Origin of the sequence: Rossellomorea sp. GAMAL-10_SWC (genome assembly GCF_049568075.1) — a bacterium.
Lineage (GTDB): Bacteria > Bacillota > Bacilli > Bacillales > Bacillaceae_G > Gottfriedia.
In genome coordinates, this window is record NZ_CP144911.1 from 2,503,659 (window position 1) to 2,530,193 (window position 26,535).

The window sequence follows — 26,535 nt, forward strand, 5'->3', positions numbered from 1 at the left end:
TTTCTTTGGCCCCCTTTTTTATTCTTATAATTTAATCGTGATATTCGATAATTCACTATAAAACTCAAAGCTATGAATTCCACCTTCACGACCTAAACCGCTTTGCTTCATACCTCCAAATGGTGTACGTAAATCTCTTAAATACCAAGTGTTTACCCAAATAATTCCAGCCTCAATTTGATGAGCAACACGGTGAGCTCTGCGTAAATCATTTGTCCAAATTGTAGCTCCTAAACCATAATGAGTATCATTTGCCCATTCAATCACTTCTTCTTCCGAATCAAAAGGCATAACTGTTACGACTGGTCCAAATATTTCTTCTCTTACACATCTAGAATCACGGTTTAATCCTGTAATGATTGTCGGTGAGATAAAGCATCCTTTTTCAATTGATGCTGGTCTACTGCCACCCGTTAAAATAGTTCCGCCTTCTTCTTTTGCAATTTCGATATAAGATAATACTTTTTCGTAATGTTCTTTACTAATGACCGCACCAACTTTTGTGCCTTCTTCAAACGGATCGCCAATTTTTAATTCCTTTGTTTTTGCGACAAATTTATCAATAAATTCATCAAAGATTGATCTCTGAACATAAATTCTAGATCCACATAAACAAACTTCTCCCTGATTCATAAAAGATGATTTTAAAGTTGTTTCAATCACTTCGTCTAAATCAGAATCAGCAAAGATAATGTTTGGATTTTTTCCACCAAGCTCAAACGATAATTTTTTTAACGTTGGAGCTGCCGCCTTCATAATTGCTGAACCTGTTTTTGTTTCACCAGTAAATGTGATGGCATCAACATCTCTGTGCTCTGTTAAAGCTGAACCTGCCGCATTTGCTCCAAATCCGTGAACAACATTCACAACTCCGTCTGGTACACCTGCATGTTTACAAATTTCAGCTAAAACTGTAGCTGTCATTGGTGTCCATTCTGCTGGCTTCATAACTGTTGTATTGCCAGCCGCTAAACAAGGTGCAAGCTTCCATGTTAATAGTAATAAAGGGAGATTCCATGGGTTAATCATTCCGACTACACCTACAGGCCTACGATATGTATAATGTAAGGCAGTTTGATCTTGCATATGAGACTCAGAGCTTAACGTTGTAATATAATCAGCAAAAAAATAAAAATTGTGAGCCGATCTAGTAATATCAACTTCTAAAGCAAGATCATATGGCTTTCCAGTATCCATTGCCTCTAACGCCGCTAATTCTTCTTTTCGAGCTAATATTCCATCGCCGATTTTTCTTAATACTGCCGCTCTTTGATTGCTAGTAAATTGTTTCCACTCACCTTTTAACGCTCGTTTTGCTGCTTTTACTGCTTGATCAATTTCTAACTCGCCACCTTCAGAAACAGAGCCTAATACTTCTTCAGTCGCAGGATTAATATTTAAAAATGTTTTTTGATTAAAAGAAGGAATATATTGTCCATCAATAAAATGCTTACAATCAATCGGTAATGTTTTATTTTTCTTCTCTGTAACTTGCATAATAGGCACCTACCATTCTAATAGAATAAAAGGTGACACGAGTGTCACCAAATTTTTCAATCCTCTATTTCTACAACCATTTCAATTTCGATCGCTGTATTATGTGGAAGCTGTGCCATCCCAACAGCTGATCTAGCATGTTTTCCTCTTTCACCAAACACTTCTACTAAAAGGTCAGAAGCTCCGTTCATCACTTTCGGATGATCATAGAAATCTTCTGTACTATTTACAAAGCCTAAGATTTTGACAATTCGTTTTACTTTCGAAAGTTCACCTAATTCGTACTTTAATACACTAATTAAATTTAGCATTGACTCTCTAGAAGCAGCATATCCTTCCTCTAGCGTCAACTCTCGTCCAACTTTACCATGGTATTCATCTACACCTTGCCCAGATGTAAATAGTAAATTACCTGTACGAACAGACTTTACATAATTACCTGAAGCCGGTCTTATTGGTTTAAGTGTATAACCTAAACTTATTAATCTATCTTCTGGAGTCAATACTTTGTTTTCCATGAACTAAATCTGCCTCCTTAATATTTAAAAACTTCAGGGCATTTTTCCCTAAAATCGCTTCTTTCATTTCTTTATTAATATCCATTTGATTAATCACTCTTCCAGGTGGCGTTTCTCTTAATAAGAAAGGATAATCCGAGCCCATTACAATTTTGTCATAGCCAAATCGGTTAATTAAAAATTGAATATTAATAGGATCATAGTGAAGTGAATCAAAATAGAAATTACTTACATAATGACTTGGTGGATAGGCAGTTTTGCGCAAATGAGGCCATACCTTCCATCCTTGATCTAATCTAGGTAGAATAAATGGGAATGAACCTCCGCCATGTGCAAAACAAATCTTTAATTTCGGATATTTTTCAATCACTCCACCAAATGTTAAGCTAGCAGCAGCTAAAGCTGTTTCACTCGGCATTCCAACCGTGTACATAAAGTTATGATCGGGTGTACGATCCTTCGCTAATGTTTCCCACGGATGAATAAACAATGGTACATTCCATTTTTCAGCCATTTCAAAAAATGGACTAAACTCGTCACTGTCTAAATTTGTTCCATTTACATTTGTTCCAATTTCCAGTCCACTTAATCCAAGTGTATGAATACAGCGATCCATTTCCCTAATAGCTATTTCAGCGTTCTGCATTGGTACTGTCCCTAATCCAATAAACTTTGAAGGATTCTTTTTAATTGTATCTGCAATGAAATCATTTTGAATTTGAGCCATTTCCAATGCTGCTGGAGCTGGTGCCCAATACGAAAAGGTAACTGGAATTGGCGACAGCACTTGCATTGTTACATCTTCATTATTCATGTCCTCAATTCTTTTTTCAGGACTCCAAACTTGATCAGTTACTTCTCTAAATACTTTTCCAGCAACCATAATATTGGCACCACATGAACATGTCGGTTGTAAAATTGGCCATCTTTCATGACCGCATTTTTCAAAAAAATTCGGTAAATCCTCAGGAATGATGTGTGTATGAAAGTCTATACGCATACCCATTCATCCGCTTCCTCTTTCATGATATGACCACAGTTTTTACATGTTCTTAATTCAAGGCTAGCATTAAATTGCTCAATCGCTTCTTTTACTTGCGTACCAATATCCGTTAATTGAACAGTCGTTTTATGCATTTCTTCATTACACTCATCACAGAACCAAACAAAGCTTTCTAATTCACCTTCTGCTCTTTTTCGTTCAAGCACAATCCCATATGAATCTTTTACTCTATGAGGTGAATGTGGAACAAAAGAAGGAAGCATAAAAATTTCACCTTCTCCAACTGTTACAACTTCACGCTTACCATCCGGTGTAATACACTCAACATAGCAATTGCCTTTAATTTGATAGAAAAATTCATCTGCAGGATCGATATGGAAGTCTCTACGTTTATTTGGTCCTCCAATAATCATTGCAGCATACTCTGAATCTTCCCAAATAACTTTATTATTAACTGGTGGTTTTAATAGCTCTTTATTATCCTCAATCAATTTGAAAATATTAAAAACTCGACTTTTAAGATTCATCTCTAATCCTCCAATTAATTCATTTTTATTTGAACTTTAAGTAAGCGCTATCATTATGCATTAATATAACCAAGCTGATTTGAGACTGTTTTAGCAGTTTTCACAACATCTTGAATCATTCGACCAATGTCTTGACTCATCATATACGAAACTGGTCCAACCATATTTAATGCTGCAAAAGTTTGACCTGTATATGTTTGAATTGGAGCTGCAATTCCGAATAATCCTAAATCATTTTCATTGTTGCTTATGCTATAGCCATTCTCTTTAATCGCAGTCATTTCTTTTTTTAATGCATCAATAGTCGTAATTGTATTTGTTGTATAAGCTTTAAAGCCTTTTTCAATCGTTGTTTTTAAGTATGCTGGATTATATGATAGTAGAATTTTACCGGTACTCGTACAATATGCCGGGCGTTTAGCACCTATAAACGTTGGGACAGGTATTGAATGTTTAGAGGAAACTTTTAAGACAAATCTTACGTCCCCTTTATCAAACATTCCGATATGAACGGTACTATCATAATTTTTTAATAGATTTTCTAATAACGGAATAGCTTCACTATATATGTCTTGTTGATACATAACGTGATTACTCCATTCAAGCAACTTCCAACCAAGTCGATACTTTTTCTTATTATCCTGAATTAAAATCCCTTCAGCACAAAGAGTTCGAACTAAATGATGGACCGAGCTTGCATTCATATTTAACTTTTCAGCTATTTCTAAATTTCCTAGGACTGGTTCTTCTTCTGTAAAGCAATCTAATATTCTAGAAATCTTTTGAACTGAAGAGATCATTAGATCGCCTCCTCTTTGATGCTAAAAAATTTCATAAAATCCCTGCTTTCTAAAATTAATCAGTTAACTTTAGAATTCGCTAGATTAGTCGATACTCCTTTTAAGTTTTTTGCTCCGTTTAATGCATCGTCCACCATACTAAACGTTTTCTTACGTTTCATTTGGTTATAGTAAATTGCTCTTTTTCGAATTGGATCACCAGTATAATATCTTTCATATTGAAGTGCTCTTTGTCCAAAAGCTTCCCCACATAAATCCCATGCAAGTTTGAATAATTGAACTCGGTCTAAAGAGGATACACCTTCACGTCCAACATAGTATTTATCCATAGCTTCTCTTAGCTCAGGATGTTCAAAGTCTGCTTCTGTTGGTGACATTAATAAGCCACCTGCACCAATTGTTTGAATCACTTCAATTGCTCTTGGGTACATAGTTGGAAGCAAGCCACGAATCGTCTCAAGTGGTTCCCATGCAGGTCTTACTTCGCCTGAAGGTAATGTCTCATACTCTATTTCGGAAACTCGAAGTAAAGCACGAATTGTTTCAACTGATTGTAGTAGTTCACCTAAGTCATTTTGGACATTTAAATAAACATCTACTCCAATTGAATCAGCTAACCTGCATGCTACCTCTACTGCAAAAGCTAATTTTACGTAGCCTCTTACGCCAGACTGGTGAGCAGGCTGTTGTGCAATACCTGTTTTTGGATATAGATTATTTGCAGCTTCAACATTATTATGAATAAATACACGATTCCAAGGAACTAACACATCCTCAAATACTAGAACAGCATCCATTTCTTCGAATCTAGATGCTAATGGATGATCAAAAAATGATCTTTTACCATCTTGCATTTGCTCTCTACATAAAATTTTTAATCCTGGCGTGTCAATCGGAAGTGCAAATGCTAAAGCATATCGCTCATCACCTTCATGGAATCCAGGGAATGAATAAATAATGACTTCATCTGTAATCGGTGCTAATGTTGCAAGCATTTTAGCCCCTCTAACGACTAATCCATCAACCGTTTCTTCAACAGCACCTAAATGAGTAAATAAGTCTTTTTGTTCATAAGATGGCTTGCTGCGATCATTTTGTGGGTTAATAATTGCATGTGTTAAGAAGATGTCGTTATCACGAACAAATTTGAAATAATTTTGGACATTTTTTGACCACTCTGGATTATATTTATCTAAAAACCATGAATTACTTGCCATTGAAGTTAAAACAATGTTCAAGAAATCTGGTGTTCTTCCCATTAAACCAAATGTTGACTTAGCATATGCTTCGAACAAATCTCCACGTTTTTTAATATCTTCAGATGACTTAGGCACTAAAAATGCATTAGAAATTCGCTCACCAGTTTCTTCACTAATATGTGTGATTTTGTCTTGATAGGCTGGATCGAACTGCATATCATATAATTTTGCAATCTCTAGAATCGGTTGTTTGAAAACTGGATGGTTTACGATATCCTCTACCTTTTCTCCACCTAGCCACACCTCTGGCTTTCTAGATCTTAGTCCATCAATATATTGCGCTCCTGTACGAATCCCCATTTAATAATTCCTCCACTCCGATATGTAATTTTTTTAACATTTGTTTTTTAAATCGAATTCGGAAATTTTTTAAAGCGCTTTCAAAAAGATCAATTTCACTATCTTAAATTATTTACACCACCTACTACCTTTTGTTTAACTTAATTTCACTATAAAAAATTATAAAATTTTGAACAATCAAAAAATTTCACAATGTGAAATTTTTTATAAAAAAAATGATTAAATTAATTTTTTACACGTGCAAAAAAAATAAGACGCTCATTTAGCGTCTTATTTAAAGTCCTTCCAAGAGATATTACTCTCGTTAAGTAACTCTTCGAATGATTTATTTTTCTCACGTAATCTCTTTTCTTCACGAATACGTGCTTCTTCTTCCTCTTTTAGCTTTGTTTCATTTTCTTGCAATTGTTTTTTTGTATTTTTTAATTTTTGAAGAATTTCTTCATTCATTAATGATCCTAATGATATTTTTTCTTTCTGTTCGTACGCCGGTTTTACAGGCTGCTGTGGTTTTCTTTTTTTCATTTCATATCACCTTCCATTTCCATTATTTTATCATTAATTTATAGTAGGAAGAGAAGTATTTCATCTTTGCTTATTATATTATAAAACTACTATTTCTCTTTTTACAAATACTAAAACTCAGTTTCTTTTGGCTCTTCATAAAAACAATAGGATGCCGCAGCATCCTATTGTTCATTTTTCTATTTAAAAATCTGCATTTCCTGGTGTACGTGGGAATGGTATTACATCACGGATGTTTTTCATTCCTGTTAAATACATAACAAGTCGTTCAAATCCAATTCCATAACCAGAATGTTTTGTACCGCCGTATTTTCTAAGCTCCAAATACCACCAGTAATCTTCTTCATTCATACCAAGTTCTTTGATTCGCTCTACAAGGACGTCTTCTCTTTCCTCACGTTGACTTCCTCCGATTAATTCGCCAATACCAGGAACTAATAAGTCTGTCGCAGCAACTGTCTTGCCATCCTCATTCGCTCTCATATAAAATGCTTTAATTTCTTTCGGATAGTCAGTTACGTATACAGGACGCTTATAAATTTCCTCACTTAAGTAACGTTCATGTTCAGTTTGCAAATCTGTTCCCCATTCAACTGGGTAGTCAAACTTTTTACCAGAGTTCTGTAATAATTCAACAGCTTCAGTATAAGTAACTCTACCAAAATCAGATTCTAATGCATTTTTTAATCTTTCAATAAGTGTTTTATCAATAAAGCTATTAAAGAATTCCATTTCTTCAGGTGCCTGTTCAAATACGTAATTAATTACAAACTTAACCATGTCTTCACCAAGATCCATGATATCTGGTAGTTCTGCAAAAGCAACTTCCGGCTCAATCATCCAGAATTCTGCGGCATGTCGTGCAGTATTTGAATTTTCCGCTCTAAATGTCGGACCAAATGTATACACATTACGGAAAGCAAGGGCATAAGCTTCACCATTTAATTGGCCACTTACAGTTAAGTTAGTTTCTTTACCGAAGAAATCCGCGCCTTCATCGACTTTTCCGCCTTCAGCTTTTGGAAGTTGGTTCAGATCCATTGTTGTCACACGGAACATCTCTCCTGCGCCTTCTGTGTCACTTCCAGTAATAATCGGTGTATGTACATATACATATCCTTTTTCTTGGAAGAATTTATGAATGGCATATGATGCAAGTGATCTTACTCTGAAAACCGCTGAGTATGCATTCGTTCTTGGACGTAAATGTGCAATTGTTCTTAAATATTCAAGAGAATGTCTCTTTTTTTGTAATGGATAATCTGTATCTGATAATCCTTCAATCACAATTTTTGTCGCTTTAATTTCAAAAGGTTGTTTCATTTCCGGAGTTGGAATAAATTCACCTTCTATTAAAACAGTAGAGCTAATCGGTAACTTCGTAATTTCTTTGAAATTATCAAGATTATCCTCAAATACTATTTGTACACTCTTAAAGAATGTACCGTCGTTTAACTCCATAAAACCAATTGTTTTAGAATCACGAAGAGTACGAATCCATCCTGAAATTTGAACGGTTTTGTCTTTAAAATTTTCTTGATTTCTGTATAAATCTTTTACTACAGTCTTTATCATAATTAGCCTCCTTATGTTAATTTTCCAATAAAAAAAGCCTTCTATCCCTATAAAAGGGACGAAAGACTAACTTCCGCGGTACCACCCAAATTGTCATAATATGACCAACTTTAAAGCTAACACTGCTTATCCCAGTTAATAACGTGCTGGTAACGTCTAAGCCTACTTAAGAGATCCTGTTCGGTTAGAACTCAAAGGTGTTCTTCATTCATGCTTCATCACTAGGCTTCCACCGTCCCTAGCTCGCTATCGAATATAGCAAAAACTACTTTCCTTTTCATCGATTTAAAATATGTAGTTTTTAAAGGAATTTTTCTTGTATAATTTATCATAAATCATAATCTCTTGTCTAGTTGTCCACCAAAATATATTCATTGATGATGAACCAAACTCCATCTTCTTCCACTTTTACTTCCTCATGAACACCTTATGAGTAAGCATACTCCACCTTATTCCCTTTTTACTTACCCATAGACACCTTATCTTATAGCTAATTAAACTCTATTACTCATGAATCTTCTTATATCATAATAGGAGTATTTATGAACATTAAGCGACAATGTTCAATTTTCAAACTTGTATTTCTTAATTTTATTGTCAAAATCCCTTTATTAAATTTTCTTTTTCCTATGATACACTTTACTAAAAAGGAGGGTTTTATTTATGGCTAGAGCAGAAGAATTGATAAAGGATAAATTTGTTTGTTCGAAATGTAAGCATACACACGCTAAAACGAAAGAAGTTTCAATGTCTGGTTCAGGTTTAAGTAAGTTACTAGATATTGATTATAATCATTTTTTATTTGTCTCTTGCTTAAATTGTGGCTTTGTTGAGGTTTATAATCCTTCAATTTTAGAAGGTAAAACCCGCGGTGAGTTAACTACAATTCTTGATATTCTTTTTGGATAGAGAGTGATGGTTCTATTATGATGATCTCGCTTGTTGTGGCTGTTCTTTTTCTCATTTATTTTATTGGAGTTGGTTACTATTTTACGCAGCAAGTTTTGTTTATGAAAACAAATTCACTTGAGTTTATTTATCAACGCGAGTTGGAAAATTTCCGATTTGATGAAGGATTGTATCGATCTGTTCAAAAACAGCCCTTTTCTATTCAATCTCGTTATGGGTATGAATTAAAGGGATACTTGTTTGAGGCCTTTGATACAAATAATTGGGTCATTATTACACATGGTGTAACGGTTAATAAGAATAACTCTATTAAATATGCTGAGCTATTTTTAAAGCTTGGTTTTAATGTACTTACTTATGATCATAGGCGACATGGGGAGTCAGGTGGACATACAACTAGCTATGGTTATTATGAGAAATACGACTTACAAACTGTTGTTCAATATTTAAAGGATTTAAAAGGTGAGATTGTCCTTGGCATTCATGGAGAGTCGATGGGGGCTTGCACAATGTTACAATATGCTGGTTTTATTGAGGATTCTGCAGCTTTCTATATTTCAGACTGCGCGTTCTCTACATTTGAGGAACAGCTTACATATCGTTTGAAAATGGATTATAAACTTCCTAAATGGGCAATCCTTCCCGTTTCTAGCATTTGGTTAAAGCTTCGGAATGGATTTTTCATTAAGGATATTTCCCCTTTACTGGCTACACATAATATTAAAAATCCCGTGTTATTTGTTCATAGTAAACCAGACCCTTATATTCCATTTACACATACACTTAAATTATTTGAAGCGAAAAATCAAAATAAGAGAGAACTGTTCATTGCTGAAAATGGTGCACACGCTATGAGTTTAAATGAAAATAAAGATGATTACTATTCAATTGTTTCAACTTTTTTAAATAATATTGGCGTTAACCATCATTCAATATAAAAACTGGACAGAGTTATTTCTCTGTCCAGTTTTTCTTAAAGAGCTGCCTCTAAAATTTTCAATGCATCTTCTTGATCTAATTTTTTGAAGTTACCAAATGGACCATATTTAACCGTTTTAGTAGCCATTTCAGGTAGTTGCTCTTTTGTAATACCGTACTCACTTAAACGACTTGGCGCACCTATTTGGTTCCAGAATGTGCGTAAAGATTTAATACCAGCTAAAGCCCATTCTTCTTTTGACATTGATTCTTGCCTGATATCAAATACTCTATCTGCAAATTGGCAGAAACGATCAACATTTTCGTTCATTACATATTCCATCCAATGAGGGAAAATAATTGCTAATCCTCCGCCGTGTGGAATATCTGTTACTGCAGAAACAGCATGCTCGATATTATGTGTAGCCCAATCACCTTGGACACCCATACTTAAGATTCCATTTAATGCCATCGTTCCACTATATAATAATGTTTCACGAGCTTCATAATCATCCAATTTCTCTACTGCGATCGGAGCAGTTTCAATAACTGTTTTTAAAATACCCTCACAGAAACGATCTTGAATTTTTGTATTCGTTCCATGGTGGAAATATGACTCAATAACATGTGACATTATATCCACTGATCCATAAACTGTTTGATCACGAGGAACTGTAAATGTATTTTGAGGATCTAGTATTGAAAACGTTGGGTAACTAAATTTACTTCCCCAACCTAATTTTTCATTTGTTTCCCAATTTGTAATAACTGACCCAGCGTTCATTTCTGAACCAGTTGCTGCAAGCGTTAATACTGTTCCAAATTTTACTGCATCTGTTGGGAATGCTTTACGTGTAATAACATCCCAAATCTCACCATCAAATTTTGCACCAACTGCAATAGCTTTTGTACAGTCGATTACAGAACCACCACCAACAGCTAAAACAAAGTCAATATTTTCTTCTTTACAAATTTGTATCCCTTTATGAACTGTTGATAATTTCGGATTTGGTTCAACTCCGCTTAGTTCATAAACCGTTTTATCAGCTTCTTTAAGAATACCTACTATTTGATCGTATAGGCCATTTCTCTTAATACTTCCACCACCGTATACAACTAAAACATTCTTTCCAAAGATAGCAGCCTTCTCTTTTAACTTTTGTACACTATCTTTACCAAATATCAATTCTGTTGGATTTGCAAATGTAAAAAAATTCATATGTATCCCTCCTATTGTTCAAACTTAATTTTAACTTAAACAATCGAAAGGATTCATCTTAAACGACTTTTGTTTCGAATATTTTTTCATTTATTGGGAACACTAAATAATCGTATGAATGATTCATAATAAATCTAACTTTTTCATATTTAAATCCCACTTTTTCATATAATCGGCGAGCAGATGGTTTGTCTTGATCTACATTTAATGAAACTCGTGAAATTCCTTTGTTTTTGGCAAAAGAAAGTAATCCTTCTAATAATTCAGTTCCAATTCCTTTGCCTTGATAATCTGGATGCACTGACAATGTATCAATATAAAAATCTTCATCATCTGCTTCCTTATCAACTTTAACATTTTGGATATTTAAATTACGACTTATTATTTCAAGCATTTCACGATCAAGTACTGATAGTTCCATGGAATGGTAGGCTATAATCACTCCTACAACTTTTCCTTCAATTTCTTTCACTAAACAATTATGGTAACTTAGTCGATTTTGTTCAGATTGGACATAATATTCTAAAATTGGTGTTGCTTGTTCGTATGATGATGTCCCTGTTAACATAAATACAATATCTTCAATCGCTTGTAGAATTAGAGGGACAATTTGTTTGGCATCTTCTTTTTTTGCTATTCGAATCATGAATTGTCACTCCTTAATTTTTTCTTAGTTTACCTTTATCATTTTTTAGGATAAAAAAAACAACCTTTTCATTTTATACTAAATCCATGTTAATTTCATGTTAAAAATTAATACTTTATTAAAATCACCCATTTATTTTAACTTAAATGTAATATATAATAATTCTAAGATGTGTAGGAGGAAATTAATATGTCTGATGTTCAAATTAAGGTTTTAGATAATGGTCCTTTACGTGTAACTGGTACTGTTGAGTTAGTTGATGCTGAAGGGAATACATATCCGCAAAAAGCAGCTTTCTCATTATGTCGATGCGGCATGTCAAGTAAATTACCATATTGTGACGGTACTCATAAAGGGAAGTTCGAATCTGTCGTTCGAGCTCCTAAAGAATCAGAATAATTTTATTTTTCTGGCGCCGATTATTGAGCAACTCTAAATAATCGGCTTTCTTATGCCCTCATACCTTTTCTATATTTGAATCATTCATAAAACTGATCTAATCACATTTAGGGAATGAACTATTAGGGGGAACAAATATGAAAAAGGCAATAGCTTCAGTCGTTTTATCTGCAGCATTAGTAGTACCAGGCGTAACTGCTTATGCAGCGCCAAATGCAAATGAATTAAAAACTTATTTAGTTAGTATCGACCTAACTCAAAAGCAATTAGAGGATTATTTAAATTCTTACTACGGTGAGTCAATCTCTGATTTCGATTCAGTTGATGAGTTAAAAGATACTTTAGGTGAAAGACTTACACAAAAAACTTTAGACGCTCTTCTAGATGAGTACGGTTACACTGAAGATGAAATTATCGATCTAGCAGTCCAATATGATGATATGGACAAAAATGCATCCTTACTAGATACGTATTATTTTACTTCAGATATCGAAAACTTAATTTATTTAGATGAAGATGAGTCAGGGTCAGGTAGTGTAGAAGATCAATTCCCTTCTATGGACGATCTTTCTAGTGCTCTTTCAGAGTTTGGAATTACTCAAACAGAAATTAATAATCTATCTGCATACCTAGAAAAAGTTGTGAATGATGATCCTGCTGTTGAAGCAAAATTAGAAGCATTAGGAGAACGTGCATCTGCTTTAGAAGAAAATTATCCTGAATTTTTCTCAATGGATACGGAGGCTACTCCAAAAGAATTACCAGCTGAATTAAAAGTTGAATTAATGAATATCGTTAAAGAGCTTCAATCTACTTTAAAAATTGATATTAAAGTTGCAATTGAACAAAATGGCGTTAAAACTCCTTTAACTTTTGCTAAATTACTTACTATGGATGATTCTATGGATTCTATGGAAAATATAAAAGTATATTTAGAGATTTATGACAACGCTGGTAATCTATTATTAGACGCTGTATTTTCACCAGAGGAACTTATTGGTGATGACCAAATTGTAGATATCGTTAAAGATACTCAAAAAGCAATTAAAAACCCAAAACCAACTGTTACAGTAAGAACGGAAAATGGCGGTAAACTTCCAACTACTGCAACTCATACAACTGAATGGACAATGGTTGGTATGTTAATGATGTTAACTGCTGTTGTTTTACGTAAAAAGGTAATTGTTAAACGATAAGCTATGAATCGTAAACGAAAAGTCATACTTATTTTTTCAGCACTCCTTTTTATTGTAGGATTATTTTTTGCTACAACAAATGCTTATTCTTTAATTAAAACCTATGTGCTGTATAAACAGTCTAAGGATGATTTCAAAAAAGAAATCAAAACAGAAACAGCAACTAAATTGAAGCAAATTAAAAGAGACGAACCGCTTTACAAGACTTATCCTAATTTTGGCGATGAAATGGGGTCATTAACAATTCCTCGAATTTCTGCAACTCTACCAATCTTCCACGGGACAGATGAGGATGAGCTTGCAAAAGGAATCGGTCATTATGCTAAATCTGTGATGCCAGGTGAAAGAGATAATAGTGTTCTTGCTGGACATCGAGATACTGTATTCCGTGAGCTTGGCAAAGTAAAAGTGGGCGATCCGTTAATTGTTAAAACTTCGGCTGGTACATTTACTTACAAAGTACATAAGATTCGCATCGTTGATAAAGATGATCGCACTGTCATTATCCCAAAACCAAGACCAACTTTAACGGTAAGTACTTGTTATCCGTTTAATTTTATTGGACATGCACCACAGCGTTATATACTTGTAGCCGGTTTAGTTAAATCAGAAGTAAATAAATAAACAAAAAAATGCTTACTATTTAATAGTGAGCATTTTTTTATTAGTAGTTTCATATTTTTCATTAATTTTCTAGTACAGCCCAAAACTTTTCGTTATTTAAATTACGAACACTCCATTGATAGTGTCCATCACTGCAAGTTTCTGAAAAGAAATTTGCCGAATAGATACTATAAAATAGAACGTACAAATGGATTGTACTTCTAACTTCTTCCCCTAATTGATTAACTACTTTATTTAAATATTTTTCTAGCTTTATTTCACCCAATTCATCATATAAATCAAATAAAATCCAGCTTAGTGCAACATCAAATAATGGGTCTCCATATAACGTCATTAATCCGAAATCAATTACACCATTAATTCGTCCATCTGAATTTACTAATAGATTTGATGGATAATAATCACCATGTACTAATGCATATTCCCCTTCATATCCAACTGAAAATGCATCCATTAATCGTTTTAATTTCACTTCGTAATCTAATACATCTCTTTTCAAATATCGATCTACTTCTGTATTTTTTCTTAGTAACGATTGTTTTAAAAAATCGTTCCAGTCCTTTGTATAAATTTCATCATAATCACTTAATAATTTAATGCCTTTAAATTGCTCTTCCAATTCAATCTTTTGAATACTTACTATTGTAGATAGATAGTTTTCAAAGAAAGAATCTAATACTTGCTCATCATAATTTGATAAATCCTTTTGAATATTTTTGCCTTCAATTCGTTTTTCAATTGTTAAAACAACATCCTTCTCTTTTATTATCTTGTGAATTTTTGGTAATTCAAAATTTGCATCACTTGAATTCATTGATTCATAAAATTGCTTTAATATTTCTAACTTTGAATATGCGGTTGGTTTATATAATTTTAAGACTCTCGTTTGATCATAAGAGTAAACTTCTGCTTCTTGCCCTTTTCCTAAAAAATCCACTTCGCTTATATTGTACTTATTCAAAATGTAACCCCTAACATTTTGTGTAATCATCTTTAGTTCCCCATTTTCCTTTATTTATCTTTTTTCAATTCTATTTCCATCCATTACCACTTCTTCCAAAATAGCCTACTATTTCTTATACGACAATATAAATTATTTAATGATGTTTATTATCCGTATTAGCTTCCTATTCTTCTTTTGATACCCATGAACCTAGTGCTTTTCGTATGTAGAGGATTTGCCCAATATGATAAGCATTATGAGTACATAGATTAGATAACGCTCTCCACCAGATTCCATCTACTGGAAAATTTGGAATTTGTTCATAAAGCTTTGATTCATCTGCTTCTTTTATAGCTTGCTGCCAATTCGCTAAATTCTCATCTAACCGTTTAACAAGCGACTGCCAATCATTTTTTGTTAAATTTTCCATTTCCCGAAAAGTTGAAGCATTACTTTCAATCACTTCAGTTGGTATTTCTCCATTAAATCTTCTCAACCATCGTTCATTATAGAAATACAGATGGTATACGATTTCACCGATCGTATGAGTAAAATCATTTTGTCTCCAACTTATATCATCTAAACTTAAATTCTCCAATGCTACACTTAAAGGTTGAATCCAACTTTCAACATTTCTACAGACTTCTAATTGATCTAATAGAAACTCTTTTTTACTCATAGATCATTCTCCCTTGTTAATTTTATACTTTACGATATGTACTTTCGTGGTTATTACTAGATTCACCTTTATTACTTTATGATTTATGCCTATTAAAAAATGCACTACTTTTTAAAAAGCAGTGCATTCTTGTAACGCAAATAGGGAATCTTTTGAGGAGTAACGATTAAAACTTGTACTAATGAACTCTGAATAGATTAATTGTAGCTCCAGCGCCTTGTAACAACTTAACATCTCCAACAAAGTCAAACAATTGAAGTGAAATTGTATCTCCAGCGTCTAATGGTAAGATCATTTGGCTACCGTAAATGGATCTATTCACTTCATTTACGATTGCTGATGCATTTATAGGTCTACCATTTACTAATATTCTTGTAGATACGTCTAATAGTGCATTTAAATTCACTGTGTAAGTAATAAAGTAATTACCTGGTACTTCAACTGTTAGTCGATCATTTGCTCGATCAATTGTAACTCCTTCACCTAAATACTGAAATGATGGAAAAGTTACAATTGTACCTTCTTTTATAACAGAAACTGTTCCACCGCTATTAGTAACAAATGCAAAACTTTCGCCAGGAGGTATTGGTGGAAAATGATGTCTTGGCGGTCTTGGGTATCTCATACTATCACCTTTTCTTATTATTTAGACATAAATCCTCTTAGGAGTAACATATTAAAGGCTTGTCTATATTTGTTGATATAGTTTATTAATATGAAAGTTTTTTCTTTTCGTTACAGCATGTCCACTAGTTTTTTTATTTTTTTTTAATTTTAATAGATTTTAAAAAACTTAGTCATCATCGGACTAAGTTCTTTTTAAGCATATATATTGCGAAAGTCTAAGACCTCTCTAGTACATTTACAATCCGATTTAATAGTTCATTGTGCTTCTTTAATTCCTCGTTTCGGATTTTAAATAATTTATAGAAGTAGGAGATTACTACTATAAGACCTACAGGAATTGCAATGTAAAAAAGCATAATAATGATTGGAAATACACCTAAGGCTGCATCCATTTTAACACTCCACATCCTTTATAGTTTATATTTAGATTATGTTAGCCTATACAATCTTTATGTCTTTAATATGGAACTATATCAAATTTTAGAAAATCAGCAATATTTCCCATAAAAAAAAGAGAGTCTCAAAAGTACTTTGACTTTTGATTCCTCTCTTTTGCCAGTCTATAAATTGAATTTAACTTTGCTTTAATTTTTGTTTTTGATCTAAAAAATGATAAATTGCATGGGCTACGCCTGCTTCTTCATTTGTTTTTGTAACAAATGCACAGTGTCCTTTTAGCTCTTCTTTCGCATTTCCCATAGCTACTGGAAAGCCTACTCGATTAAACATAGAGACATCATTAAAACTATCTCCAATTGCCATGCTCTCATTTAAATCTACTCCAAGGATTGGTGCAAGCTTTAATAATGCCGCTCCTTTACTTACATTTGCTGCATTAATTTCAACGTTATTTGAGCCTGACGAAGTAATCAGTAGACCCTCTTCTTGCATTAGTTCTAGACGAATGCGACTAATAACCTCTTCTTTATTGGAAAGAAATAATATTTTATATACATCAAGATTATTAAAATCCTCAATAGAAGAATAAGTTCGAACCTTTCTTAAAGTAGCTGTCACTTTGTGTGTCTTACCAGTTTGCTTATCAGTGAAAAATTCATCATATAGTGTATCTCGACACTTTGTAAATGATCCTTCACTAGTACTAATAATAAATGTTTTATTTTCCGCTTCACATATGCTTAAGGCTTTCGCAAAAATTTCTTTATCCATTGAATCGTTGTGTAAAATTCCCGCCTCATAGTCATATATTTGGGAGCCATTTAAACAAACAATTGGACAAGTTAGTCCAGCTTCATCTAATACTTCCTTCGCACTTTCATACATTCTACCTGTAGAAATGACAACATGGATTCCTTCCTTTTGTGCCGCCCGGATGCTTTCAATGTTTTCCATTGGTATTCCATTCTTACCATTTACCAGTGTACCATCCATATCAATTGCAATTAGTGCCATGTCGTTCTCTCCTTTTCTACTATTCTCTTATAATCTGAATGCTAACTATTCCCCAATTCTACTAAAGCATTCTTATTACAATTTAACTATCTTCTATTTTATGTTTTCATTCTTTATTATTATAACGCAAAAAAAGACCTTCTGCATTTCAGAAGGTCTCAGACTGTTGACAAACTCGCTTTCTTCGTTGCTTCGCCTGTCTGCGGTGCTCATTACCGTCAAAGGTAACTCCGCTCCTCACCAGGCTTCGCGCCTCGAAAGACAAGCGCTTGCAATCAGTCTGAAACTCAAGTTTTTGTAATTTGTCAATTAATTTCCAAATTTTTGTAAAGGAGTAGTGATGTTGTTTTCCACTACGGGGTGCTCGTTTTCACAACTTCCGGTATTGACTCATTTATATTTCACACCTCTGAAAAGACCTTCTGCATTTCAGAAGGTATTAAACTACCTACAAAACTCTTTTCTTAATAATACTTATAACTCGATCTCAATAATCTCCTTACCAACCAAGCGTGCGCCTTGTTTGGCTACGACAATTCCACTTGTAGAGGTGAATACGTTGTTTGCTACAATTTTATCCATTACTTGATTGATTAGTGTTGGATTAACTGGAATTGTTGGATTGTCTACTGTTAGCGTAACAATCTTTTCGTTTTCATTTAAAAATTTGAGTTCTAATGTTTGAATCATATCGCTTTCCTCCTTTTTTATAGACTGTTTAAAAGTAGTCCATTGCTTAATACTTCTAGCTCTACTAATGGTAGATCTTGCAATGATGCCAAGGCATTACCGATTTCACTTAGCTTCACTAAATCAACATCAACTCGGACATTTTTATATGCCTTCCTCTTGATAATGATTTTTCCTTGTGCATCTTTTCCTGCATGTAAATTTACATACAATGTTAGTTGTTGAGTAGCAATTTGTGCCATTTTCAACTCCCCCTTTCGATGTATATGTACTTAAAAAAGGGGGGATTTTCGTTAATGGTTAATTATTTTTTGGACTGTTCAAGATCCAATCTTCACATCTACAATATCACTTAATAACAGCTCCATATATCCAGCTTGTTCTTCATAAATAGATAACCTATTTTGGTGTAAATTAATTTTCCCTATTCTTCCTTTTACATTATGGTGATAGTGGTCTTTATAATAAGTAATTTGTACACTTTCATCTTCGTGAATTGCCTGTTGAAGATGACGGTTCATTTCCTCTAATAGTTGTTCATCTACATCTTTTTGTTGTTCATAATTTTGTGATACTTTCCAATCACGAAGCATTTTTACATGTTCTGGTAACATCATTGACGTCCATTTAATCGTGCCACGGTCACGAATCATCGGCATTCTTCTCCTTTTTCTTCTCTTTTTACCTTAGGTAGAACTAGTGGATTTCACTTGCAGGGCGGAAAAGGCCACAAGGAAATTTTTTAACATAATCAGGCAAGAAGTCTCCTTCCTCAAGCGTGTGAAGGACTTTAGTCCAACGGTAGGTGGGATATGGTTATATGCTATGGTTTTCTTATGAATTGTTCTTTGATAAGTAGTTATATAAGGTTGAGTGGACAAATAAGACATAGTGCGAAAACCAAGCCCGTCACCCTTCCACTCGTAAAATAACTAAGGTAACGAAAGAACCTCCATTCGTTGGACATCTACCGCAGGAACTGTGGAAAGTAACGCTCGTGGAGATGAAAGGTTGCTTTCGTCATGGAATCGAGAAGCCCCCGCTTCAAGCGTTAGCTATGTGGTGGGAGTGGTTCACCCTTTATGTCCACCTACCAGCTTGCTTCTGGCAAGTGCTGTTCCTCCTTCCGCATAAGAAACAGCCCAAAGGAGCGAAGATGATCCGTATTTTTTTCGGACTGCGTCCATCACATATCCTAAATTGCGCTTTTGAGGTTTTTTCTGATCAAACAAATTTAACTGCATGATTTCATCACTTACAATATTCGAAAGAGAAATGAGAATTTGCCGAACTGTCTTCCCTTCATAATATCGATCAAATAGTTTTGTACAGATTTCATACAAATCTGAAGTAATATTTGTAGGTTCATCCATTGTAAACGCATGGGAAAATCCTCCACCGAATTCTTCCCGACTATATCCAATTCCTAATGTAATCGTACGTCCTGCCTTCCTAGCATTACGAGTTCGGCGTGCAACCTCTTCACACATTTCACGAATAACAAATTTAATTTCTTCGACTTTCGTATAATCTCTCATTAATATTTGGCTTTTACCGAAACTAATTTGTCCGTTCATTATTGGAGCACCTAGCTCAGACAGGTCTACTCCCCACGCATGATGATATAGTTGATTTCCCATCACTCCGAATTTCTTCTCCAGCAAATGAAGAGGATATTTCGCTAACTGTCCTACGGTAAAAATACCCATTGTATTTAAAGTTCGTTCGGTTCTTTTACCGATACCCCACATTTCACTAAGAGGACTCACCTGCCATAGTTTCTTTTCAACATCTTCATAAGTCCACTCCGCTATCCCATCTTTTTTTCCTTCTAAATCTAAGCAGAGTTTCGACAAAAGCATGTTCGGTCCAATCCCAATCGAACAAGGTAATTGAAATCTTGCCATAATCTCATTACGAATTTTTTCGGCAATCTCCCATGCATCCCCCCATAATCTCTTCACTCCATCGACCTTTAAAAAACATTCATCAACACTGTATACATGTAAATCCTCTAAAGGTGCAAATTCATTTAATAACTTTACTATGTTCGTTGAGATTTCTAGATATTTTGACATTGAAGGATTTACAATTTTGATTCGCGGATCTTTTGGTATTTCAAAAACCCTTGATCCTGTTTTAATCCCAAATTCCTTTTTTAATCGCGGGGAAGCTGCAAGTACGATACTTCCTTCCCTCTCCACATCTCCAACAACTGCTAAATAACATTCTAATGGATCTAATTTGAGCATGACCGCAGAACAACTTGCATAAAAGCTCTTCATATCGATGCATAATATCCGATGATGTGGTAACTCTTCATAACAAATGCTCATACATATCACTCCGATTTTCCAAAAAATAGCAGAACTAATGTTCTTATTTTTATTATAAACATATATTAAACGAATATACGTTCGATTTCAATAAAATTTTTTCGCTAGGAACAATACAAAATTTTAGCTATACTAAAATTAGATTAAGGGAGGAAAGACTAAAAGTGGATGGACAGTTTGTAAAGAAGATGATTAAACGAGCGTTAATGCAATATAGAGGAGAACACGAACAGTGGATTACAGCTGATATGCTAGATAAACTGTACGAACAAATCGTTACCGAACAATTAAATGATGACCGTGAATTACACGAATTAGTACAAGATATTGTTTACGAATACGTAACCAATTATGCCTAAGCAATCGAAAAAAACCGAGAAAGAACGTCCAGTTCTCTCTCGGGTTTTATGAATAGACAAATGATATTTCACTCGTAATTCCATCTTCTTCATCAAAATCAATAATGATTTCCATTGCATAGGATGAAAAACGATGAATCTCTTCCAAGTAAAAACCAATTGCGTCAGATATTTGTTGCTCATAATACAATACGTTCCGATAATTGGCCGAAACTTGGCAGCTTACCCCGTCATCCTCATCAAATTGAAACTCAATTTGCACACTTTCTGGGCGAATTCCTTCTAAATCTGCCACATATAAACAAATTGCATTGGCTACATCTTGTTCATCAAAATAGATTTTCACAAGTCACCTCAAAAGGGGAAAGTTAATATCGGTTTCTACGAAAGATTTTCTTAATAAACCAAATAATCACTATTATTACGAGAAAATCTAATAGTAATCCAAAAAATGAAAAACCAAACTGCTGACCACCATAGTAGCCACCAAATGGGTTTAGCATTGAACCAAAAAGAGAGCCTAACCCAAATGCACCTGCATACCCTAAAAAATTCCTTCCAGGACTTCTATACGATCGATAGCTCGACCTAGGTGCTGTTGGTCGATAACTTCTATTAGAACGATACGATCTCCTAATTGCAAGATGCGTTGATGTTTGTTTGCTAGAAACAAAAGAATTAGTATTCACTTTAATACGTTGATGGTTATACGTATTACTACTGGCATCAACCGGGATTGACAAAGCAAGCATAAAAAACAAAATCCACATGGATATTAGAGAATTTATTTTTTTCAATATTGACCCTTCTTTCATCTTCACATCTTTCTTAGTATGGATCTTTTTTAATAAAAAAATGTGACAATTAAAGAGGTCTATAACCACTTAATACTTTGTTTTGTAAACAACTGATCCGCTAATAGGTGAGAAAAATAACCGACTGTACCAGCTAACCATAACCCATTTATCATTAAGTCTTTTTGCAGCAAATAACAAATTCCACTCCAAACGGCTAAAAAATAAAGAGAATGAGTTGGTCCACGATGCTTTAATCTCGAAGAAACAGCAATAAATAATCCAAGCGCAAAAATTGACCAATAACCATAAAAGAAAAACCAACCAATAACTGCAATTAATATGCCTGTTAACATTAATATTGTTTTTAAGTTCCGTAACCAGCTAACACAAATAATAAATAATATGAGAATACCCACTGCATAAATCCATGATCCAGAATAAATTAACTTCCCTGTCTTCACAACAATAAATAATGTAACTGCTAAAAATAATAAGCTGAATAGAACTTTTAGCGGCATTGAAACTTTCTTTGTTAGTGAACCATTATGATGATCTAAATCAGGAGCCAAACTACTGATTGCACCAACTATAAGTGGGACGGTCATAGAATCATTTTTTGTTGCATACATTGTGACACCAGTTGCAAATAATCCTACAATTACATGACTTTTTCCATCCAAAAATTCATACCTTCCTTATCTTACATATTCATACTTTTATTATAGTCGGATAAGGTTAGTTTTCATATGAATAAATTAACAAATGATGGTATTTTAAGAATAATTAATGTCTTTATATTCATTGACGATTGTTCTTTTTTCTGACAAAATATAGGAAGCTTAGGTATTATAGAAAACTAGTCGATTGGCGAGCCTATTAGGCGAAGACTAAAGACGTAGTTGCACTTACACTTTATTGCTAGAATTGGCAAACTACATCGAGTAATCAACATCGCCAGCCAATTTATACTATAAAAGTGTAATAAAATACTTTCACAGTTTGCTTTGGGGGAAATTATGCAAGAAAAAGAAATGAGTGTCATTGACCATTTAGATGAGCTTCGAAATCGAATAATAAAAGTTATTGTTGCATTCGTTATTTTTTTAGGAATTGGATTATATTATACGAAAGCTATATTCAATTTCCTTGTACAAGATTTGCATGGAAAGCTTCTAGCACTTGGTCCAAGTGATGTCCTTTGGATTTATCTAATGATTGGTGGAGTGTTCGCGATCGCGTGTAGTATCCCTGTCATAGCTTACCAAATATGGGCGTTTGTAAAGCCGGCCTTGCATGTAAAAGAACGAAAAAGCACAATGCTTTACATACCAGCTTTATTCTTATTGTTCGTTTGTGGATTAGCATTTGGCTATTACTTCATCTTTCCAAACGTTTTAAAATTTTTACAGGACATCGGAGAAGACTTAGTAACAGTTACATTCACAGCTGAACGCTACTTTAGCTTCTTATTTAACTTAGTTGTTCCTTTTGCGTTTTTCTTTGATTTACCAGTCATTATACTATTTTTAACAAGTATCGGAATCGTATCACCAGCATTTTTAAGAAAATCTCGACGATTTGCATATTTTATCCTTATTATTATCGGAACAGCAATTTCACCGCCTGATTTTGTATCTGATATGATGACAAGCTTACCATTGTTAGTTATATACGAATTAAGTATTCTTGTTTCATCAATTGCATATAGAAGACGTATTAAACGCCTACAACATGAATCAGAATAAAAAACAAAAGAATGGACAGCAATTAGTATGCTTGTCCATTTTTTTTGACTATTCCTTATAATAAAATATGTGATGTATACAAAGTAACAACTAAACCTGAAAAGCTATAAATTAACGATGCTTTAATAGCAATTTTTCTTTGAAAATCTTTATGTAAGTCATTAAATTCTAATCCAGCAGCACGCAACCATTGATATCGCTGCAGAGGAGTATAACTTACTTTTTTAGCTGTTTTCCAATAAAGGAAGACCGTCGTAACGAATCCTACCATAATAGCAATATTACTAGCCGATGAATCCGAGAGAACACTAACAAGGAACGTCAAAATTACTTGTACAATTAAAATAGCAAAAACGTAAATGAACTTTTTCATGTTAATCCTCCTTATTTAAGCTTATTTAAATTATAACAAAGATGTATTTTTCAGAATAGTAAAAATTTTGTAGAAATCATGGGTAATTAGAACTAAAAAGACAACAAAGTGATAAGAGAAAGAGTCTGTTTATAAGACAAAAATGTAAAAGATATGAAATAATTCTATTCCCTACTTCCTATTTAAGTTCGTACGTTCAACTTTAAATTTGCATAAAACGAACGTTAGTTCTATAATAAATATAGAAAAAAGATTCCCACCTATATGAGAATCTTTAAGTTTAATTAATTATTAGTTTGATCTGATCTCATCTTTCGATTTCGGCACGATGATGATTGTTTCTCCTTTTTTAGAGAACATGTATTGATCACGAGCATAGTTTGCTATGAAATCCGGATCATTTAATAGTCTAATCTGTCTGTTTAAATCTTTTTCAGTTTTAGCTACTTTTTTTTGTTCGACATGTAATGTTGAAAGTTCATGTTGCTTTACCGAAGCGATCTTGTTTTGACTATACATATATATTCCAGACGCGACAATTAAAGACAAAAATAATGTTGTCAAAATGATTCGATGGATTCGTATTGTTTTTCTTTTTTTAGTCTGCGGAAATTGATTACGAGAAGGCTTGTTTAATTCTTCTCTTTGTGGATTATATAGTTTTCGCGCTTCTGCCTTCACGTTAAAAACCTCCCTTTAAAAATATTATTCTACTCTAGTTTAACAATTAATATCTTTTTAGAAAAGGAAAAAAAGGTAAAACAAGTAAAAATTTGACTATTTTACACAAAAACTCGTCTTTTTTGTCGAGTTTTAGTCACGTATTATCAATAAAAAGATACCATTAATTACCTTAGTTTCTTATTTTTTGAATATTTTAAATTTTTTTAATAAAAGTGGTTGACGAATATTTCCCCATCATGTATATTAAATATAAATTAACTGAATATTTAAACAGTTAAATTTTAGTAATCATGTTATACACATCCCCCCAATCCCTATCACCCAATTAGATAGGGATCTTTTTATGTTCAAAATCACAAGCCAACAAATTACCAATTTAGGGAAAGTTGGATTATAATACTTTTTAAAGGAGGTACGAGAAAATGCAAAAATTAGAAATTGGTGCTGCCCAAGATGCACTTCAAAATTATATAAATCAAACAGTCTATTTACATTTAGAAACTACAAATGGTGCATATGCTAATCACTTTAATGAAAAAGTAATGACGGTAAATGCCTTTATCAGAAATACGAAAGTAATCATTAGCCGTGCTACAATCACAGGCAAATACCCATACCGTGTCGGATTAAAGCTTGAAGAAGGCTGGGTTGTTGCAGAAGGATTAACTGATTTTGAAGTTGATGACCAAGGTCGCCTCCTACTAGCAGGTCATAATGAGGATGGCAAGCTTGCAATCGCAATACATTTAAGCTATACGCCATTTTAAGAGAGGAGCACTAAAAATGAGTCAAAAACAAGAAAAAGTATTACTTGTGTTCCCTCACCCTGATGATGAAGCTTTTGGGGCTGCTGGAACAATTTCGAAGTTTACAAATAAAGGAATTCCGGTTACATACGCTTGTTTAACTTTAGGAGAAATGGGACGAAATATGGGAAATCCATTTTTCGCAACAAGAGAATCACTTCCTACAATACGTAAAAACGAATTAATCGACGCTTGTAGAGAAATGGGAATCCAAGATTTAAGAATGCTAGGATTCCATGATAAAACAATTGAATTTGAAGACCCTGAGGATGTAATTAATCCAATAAAGGAAATCATCGACGAGATTCAGCCAACTTTATTAATTACTTTTTATCCAGAACATGGTGTCCACCCAGACCACGATGCAACTGCAAGAGCTGCTGTTGAAGCAGTTCGACGAATGGATAAGGAAGATCGTCCAACAGTATGGTGTATCGCGATTACAAAAGAACGCTTTGAAGTTTTAGGAAAACCAGATATCGTGAATGATGTAATGGATGTTGCAACCCAGAAACTAAGAACGATGAAAGCACACCGTTCTCAGACAGAGGCGATGCTAAAAGATGTCGTTAAAATCGAAAAATTTGAGGATATACCCGATGATCGATTAAAATCATTTTTTGCGAAAGAATCATTCTATACCTATCAGTTTGAATAAGCACTAACCAATGTAAGAAGGTAAATACCTTATATATGTAGAAAGAAAAGGAGATGAAACTATTCTGGAGGTTAATGAAATGTTGAAAATGAGGTATTTAATTTTATATGTTTCAAATCTAGAGAAGTCTCTTACTTTCTATACTGAGTCTTTAGGCCTTCCTATTCGTGGAAATCACGGTACGTATGTCGAATTAGATACTGGTGATACCGTACTTGCTATGATTGAACGTGGCAATGTTCAAGAGCTTACTGGATTAAGTTATAAAAGTACTGAAGCATCCTCTCAAACCTTTGAAATCGGATTTGTAACAGATGATGTGCATTCTACAATAGAAGATTTACGAACCAAAGGTGTAAACATCATCAAAGAACCAATTACAAAACCATGGGGTCAAACAGTAGCATATGTAGCAGATCCAGACGGTCATTTTATTGAAATTTGTAGTTTAATGGACTAATAAAATAGCTAAAAAATCCATCTCTGAAATAAAGAGATGGATTTTTTTGG

The 26,535-nt window shown here is 33.7% G+C and carries 34 protein-coding genes and 1 other annotated feature; of the genes, 10 read left to right on the forward strand and 24 right to left on the reverse strand.

The window, feature by feature from the left end; translation table 11 throughout:
• Window positions 1-24: 24 nt before the first annotated feature.
• From V5E38_RS12360 to asnS, 8 genes are all read right to left on the reverse strand, one after another.
• Window positions 25-1,497, reverse strand: coding sequence for an aldehyde dehydrogenase (locus V5E38_RS12360; protein WP_499210250.1), 1,473 nt, complete (start codon window positions 1,495-1,497; stop codon window positions 25-27).
• Window positions 1,498-1,553: 56 nt separating this feature from the next.
• Window positions 1,554-2,015 carry a RidA family protein gene (locus V5E38_RS12365; protein ID WP_097974701.1) on the reverse strand — a complete coding sequence of 154 codons (462 nt, stop codon included), beginning with the start codon at window positions 2,013-2,015 and terminating at the stop codon, window positions 1,554-1,556.
• Window positions 1,984-3,021 carry an amidohydrolase family protein gene (locus tag V5E38_RS12370; RefSeq protein ID WP_499210251.1) on the reverse strand — a complete coding sequence of 346 codons (1,038 nt, stop codon included), beginning with the start codon at window positions 3,019-3,021 and terminating at the stop codon, window positions 1,984-1,986. The genes V5E38_RS12365 and V5E38_RS12370 overlap by 32 nt, the downstream gene beginning before the upstream one ends.
• Window positions 3,006-3,545 carry a cupin domain-containing protein gene (locus tag V5E38_RS12375; RefSeq protein ID WP_499210252.1) on the reverse strand — a complete coding sequence of 180 codons (540 nt, stop codon included), beginning with the start codon at window positions 3,543-3,545 and terminating at the stop codon, window positions 3,006-3,008. The genes V5E38_RS12370 and V5E38_RS12375 overlap by 16 nt, the downstream gene beginning before the upstream one ends.
• A 53-nt stretch (window positions 3,546-3,598) precedes the next feature.
• A complete protein-coding gene (locus V5E38_RS12380; RefSeq protein WP_387327626.1) occupies window positions 3,599-4,345 on the reverse strand; it encodes an IclR family transcriptional regulator in 747 nt (248 codons plus the stop codon).
• 59 nt (window positions 4,346-4,404) lie between these two features.
• The gene (locus tag V5E38_RS12385) at window positions 4,405-5,904 is read right to left on the reverse strand and encodes a 4-hydroxyphenylacetate 3-hydroxylase family protein (protein WP_499210253.1); all 1,500 of its coding nucleotides are present in this window, start codon (window positions 5,902-5,904) and stop codon (window positions 4,405-4,407) included.
• A 270-nt stretch (window positions 5,905-6,174) separates the two neighbouring features.
• Window positions 6,175-6,429 (reverse strand): YqkE family protein, encoded by a 255-nt coding sequence (locus V5E38_RS12390; protein ID WP_056475570.1) that lies wholly within the window; start codon window positions 6,427-6,429, stop codon window positions 6,175-6,177.
• 183 nt (window positions 6,430-6,612) lie between these two features.
• Window positions 6,613-8,004 (reverse strand): asparagine--tRNA ligase, encoded by a 1,392-nt coding sequence (asnS, locus tag V5E38_RS12395; protein ID WP_097974696.1) that lies wholly within the window; start codon window positions 8,002-8,004, stop codon window positions 6,613-6,615.
• 51 nt (window positions 8,005-8,055) lie between these two features.
• Window positions 8,056-8,294: a binding site (T-box leader), on the reverse strand.
• 373 nt (window positions 8,295-8,667) lie between these two features.
• On the opposite strand from asnS, the gene V5E38_RS12400 reads away from it, so the two are divergent.
• Together V5E38_RS12400 and V5E38_RS12405 are read left to right on the forward strand one after the other, a co-directional pair.
• Window positions 8,668-8,913 carry a zinc ribbon domain-containing protein gene (locus V5E38_RS12400; protein WP_335491992.1) on the forward strand — a complete coding sequence of 82 codons (246 nt, stop codon included), beginning with the start codon at window positions 8,668-8,670 and terminating at the stop codon, window positions 8,911-8,913.
• 23 nt (window positions 8,914-8,936) lie between these two features.
• Entirely contained in the window at window positions 8,937-9,851 is a 915-nt protein-coding gene (locus V5E38_RS12405; protein ID WP_499213571.1) for an alpha/beta hydrolase, read from the forward strand.
• A gap of 35 nt (window positions 9,852-9,886) precedes the next feature.
• Here the strand turns inward: V5E38_RS12405 and V5E38_RS12410 are convergent, their stop codons facing one another.
• The gene (locus V5E38_RS12410) at window positions 9,887-11,050 is read right to left on the reverse strand and encodes an iron-containing alcohol dehydrogenase (protein WP_499210254.1); all 1,164 of its coding nucleotides are present in this window, start codon (window positions 11,048-11,050) and stop codon (window positions 9,887-9,889) included.
• A 58-nt stretch (window positions 11,051-11,108) separates the two neighbouring features.
• Entirely contained in the window at window positions 11,109-11,696 is a 588-nt protein-coding gene (locus V5E38_RS12415) for a GNAT family N-acetyltransferase (protein ID WP_499210255.1), read from the reverse strand.
• Window positions 11,697-11,885: 189 nt separating this feature from the next.
• Between V5E38_RS12415 and V5E38_RS12420 the strand changes: the two genes are divergently transcribed.
• The 3 genes from V5E38_RS12420 to srtD all read left to right on the forward strand — a co-directional run bounded on the left by V5E38_RS12420 (window position 11,886) and on the right by srtD (window position 13,915).
• Window positions 11,886-12,095, forward strand: coding sequence for a CDGSH iron-sulfur domain-containing protein (locus V5E38_RS12420; RefSeq protein ID WP_069033382.1), 210 nt, complete (start codon window positions 11,886-11,888; stop codon window positions 12,093-12,095).
• A 137-nt stretch (window positions 12,096-12,232) separates the two neighbouring features.
• Window positions 12,233-13,291, forward strand: coding sequence for a processed acidic surface protein (locus V5E38_RS12425; RefSeq protein WP_499210256.1), 1,059 nt, complete (start codon window positions 12,233-12,235; stop codon window positions 13,289-13,291).
• Window positions 13,292-13,294: 3 nt separating this feature from the next.
• Window positions 13,295-13,915 (forward strand): class D sortase, encoded by a 621-nt coding sequence (srtD, locus tag V5E38_RS12430; protein WP_499210257.1) that lies wholly within the window; start codon window positions 13,295-13,297, stop codon window positions 13,913-13,915.
• A 61-nt stretch (window positions 13,916-13,976) separates the two neighbouring features.
• Here the strand turns inward: srtD and V5E38_RS12435 are convergent, their stop codons facing one another.
• The 9 genes from V5E38_RS12435 to V5E38_RS12475 form a co-directional block, all read right to left on the reverse strand.
• A complete protein-coding gene (locus V5E38_RS12435; protein ID WP_499210258.1) occupies window positions 13,977-14,876 on the reverse strand; it encodes a phosphotransferase in 900 nt (299 codons plus the stop codon).
• Window positions 14,877-15,042: 166 nt separating this feature from the next.
• Window positions 15,043-15,537, reverse strand: a complete 495-nt coding sequence (locus V5E38_RS12440) for a DinB family protein (RefSeq protein WP_499210259.1) — start codon at window positions 15,535-15,537, stop codon at window positions 15,043-15,045.
• A gap of 178 nt (window positions 15,538-15,715) precedes the next feature.
• Window positions 15,716-16,162: a BclA C-terminal domain-containing protein gene (locus tag V5E38_RS12445; protein WP_387327591.1), complete on the reverse strand. Its 447-nt coding sequence runs from the start codon at window positions 16,160-16,162 to the stop codon at window positions 15,716-15,718.
• 217 nt (window positions 16,163-16,379) lie between these two features.
• Window positions 16,380-16,556: a hypothetical protein gene (locus V5E38_RS12450; protein WP_176522473.1), complete on the reverse strand. Its 177-nt coding sequence runs from the start codon at window positions 16,554-16,556 to the stop codon at window positions 16,380-16,382.
• 181 nt (window positions 16,557-16,737) lie between these two features.
• A complete protein-coding gene (locus V5E38_RS12455; RefSeq protein WP_499210260.1) occupies window positions 16,738-17,577 on the reverse strand; it encodes a Cof-type HAD-IIB family hydrolase in 840 nt (279 codons plus the stop codon).
• Window positions 17,578-18,051: 474 nt separating this feature from the next.
• Window positions 18,052-18,267, reverse strand: a complete 216-nt coding sequence (locus V5E38_RS12460; protein WP_335491322.1) for a DUF2922 domain-containing protein — start codon at window positions 18,265-18,267, stop codon at window positions 18,052-18,054.
• A 17-nt stretch (window positions 18,268-18,284) separates the two neighbouring features.
• Window positions 18,285-18,509 (reverse strand): DUF1659 domain-containing protein, encoded by a 225-nt coding sequence (locus tag V5E38_RS12465; RefSeq protein ID WP_098234305.1) that lies wholly within the window; start codon window positions 18,507-18,509, stop codon window positions 18,285-18,287.
• Between the two features lie 78 nt (window positions 18,510-18,587).
• Window positions 18,588-18,920, reverse strand: a complete 333-nt coding sequence (locus tag V5E38_RS12470; RefSeq protein ID WP_499210261.1) for a YolD-like family protein — start codon at window positions 18,918-18,920, stop codon at window positions 18,588-18,590.
• Window positions 18,921-19,340: 420 nt separating this feature from the next.
• Window positions 19,341-20,603, reverse strand: coding sequence for a Y-family DNA polymerase (locus tag V5E38_RS12475; RefSeq protein WP_499210262.1), 1,263 nt, complete (start codon window positions 20,601-20,603; stop codon window positions 19,341-19,343).
• Window positions 20,604-20,767: 164 nt separating this feature from the next.
• Here V5E38_RS12475 and V5E38_RS12480 point away from each other — a divergent pair, with 164 nt between their 5' ends.
• Window positions 20,768-20,962 (forward strand): YqzH family protein, encoded by a 195-nt coding sequence (locus V5E38_RS12480; protein WP_499210263.1) that lies wholly within the window; start codon window positions 20,768-20,770, stop codon window positions 20,960-20,962.
• A gap of 46 nt (window positions 20,963-21,008) precedes the next feature.
• Here the strand turns inward: V5E38_RS12480 and V5E38_RS12485 are convergent, their stop codons facing one another.
• The 3 genes from V5E38_RS12485 to V5E38_RS12495 form a co-directional block, all read right to left on the reverse strand.
• Entirely contained in the window at window positions 21,009-21,308 is a 300-nt protein-coding gene (locus V5E38_RS12485) for a DUF2653 family protein (RefSeq protein WP_499210264.1), read from the reverse strand.
• 22 nt (window positions 21,309-21,330) lie between these two features.
• Window positions 21,331-21,759 (reverse strand): hypothetical protein, encoded by a 429-nt coding sequence (locus tag V5E38_RS12490; RefSeq protein ID WP_499210265.1) that lies wholly within the window; start codon window positions 21,757-21,759, stop codon window positions 21,331-21,333.
• Between the two features lie 77 nt (window positions 21,760-21,836).
• Window positions 21,837-22,439, reverse strand: a complete 603-nt coding sequence (locus V5E38_RS12495) for a metal-dependent hydrolase (RefSeq protein ID WP_387327573.1) — start codon at window positions 22,437-22,439, stop codon at window positions 21,837-21,839.
• A 336-nt stretch (window positions 22,440-22,775) separates the two neighbouring features.
• Here V5E38_RS12495 and tatC point away from each other — a divergent pair, with 336 nt between their 5' ends.
• A complete protein-coding gene (tatC, locus tag V5E38_RS12500; RefSeq protein ID WP_069033400.1) occupies window positions 22,776-23,504 on the forward strand; it encodes a twin-arginine translocase subunit TatC in 729 nt (242 codons plus the stop codon).
• A gap of 55 nt (window positions 23,505-23,559) precedes the next feature.
• Here tatC and V5E38_RS12505 read toward each other — a convergent pair whose 3' ends face one another.
• A complete protein-coding gene (locus tag V5E38_RS12505; protein WP_056475504.1) occupies window positions 23,560-23,877 on the reverse strand; it encodes a hypothetical protein in 318 nt (105 codons plus the stop codon).
• A 291-nt stretch (window positions 23,878-24,168) separates the two neighbouring features.
• The gene (locus V5E38_RS12510; protein ID WP_499210266.1) at window positions 24,169-24,558 is read right to left on the reverse strand and encodes an FtsB family cell division protein; all 390 of its coding nucleotides are present in this window, start codon (window positions 24,556-24,558) and stop codon (window positions 24,169-24,171) included.
• Window positions 24,559-24,983: 425 nt separating this feature from the next.
• On the opposite strand from V5E38_RS12510, the gene V5E38_RS12515 reads away from it, so the two are divergent.
• The 3 genes from V5E38_RS12515 (at window position 24,984) to V5E38_RS12525 (ending at window position 26,485) form a co-directional block, all read left to right on the forward strand.
• Complete coding sequence (locus tag V5E38_RS12515; protein WP_056475499.1) at window positions 24,984-25,328, forward strand: YojF family protein; 345 nt, start codon at window positions 24,984-24,986, stop codon at window positions 25,326-25,328.
• Between the two features lie 16 nt (window positions 25,329-25,344).
• Window positions 25,345-26,025, forward strand: a complete 681-nt coding sequence (gene bshB2 / locus V5E38_RS12520; RefSeq protein WP_097974658.1) for a bacillithiol biosynthesis deacetylase BshB2 — start codon at window positions 25,345-25,347, stop codon at window positions 26,023-26,025.
• Window positions 26,026-26,104: 79 nt separating this feature from the next.
• Window positions 26,105-26,485 (forward strand): VOC family protein, encoded by a 381-nt coding sequence (locus V5E38_RS12525; RefSeq protein WP_499210267.1) that lies wholly within the window; start codon window positions 26,105-26,107, stop codon window positions 26,483-26,485.
• The last annotated feature ends 50 nt before the right edge of the window (window positions 26,486-26,535 follow it).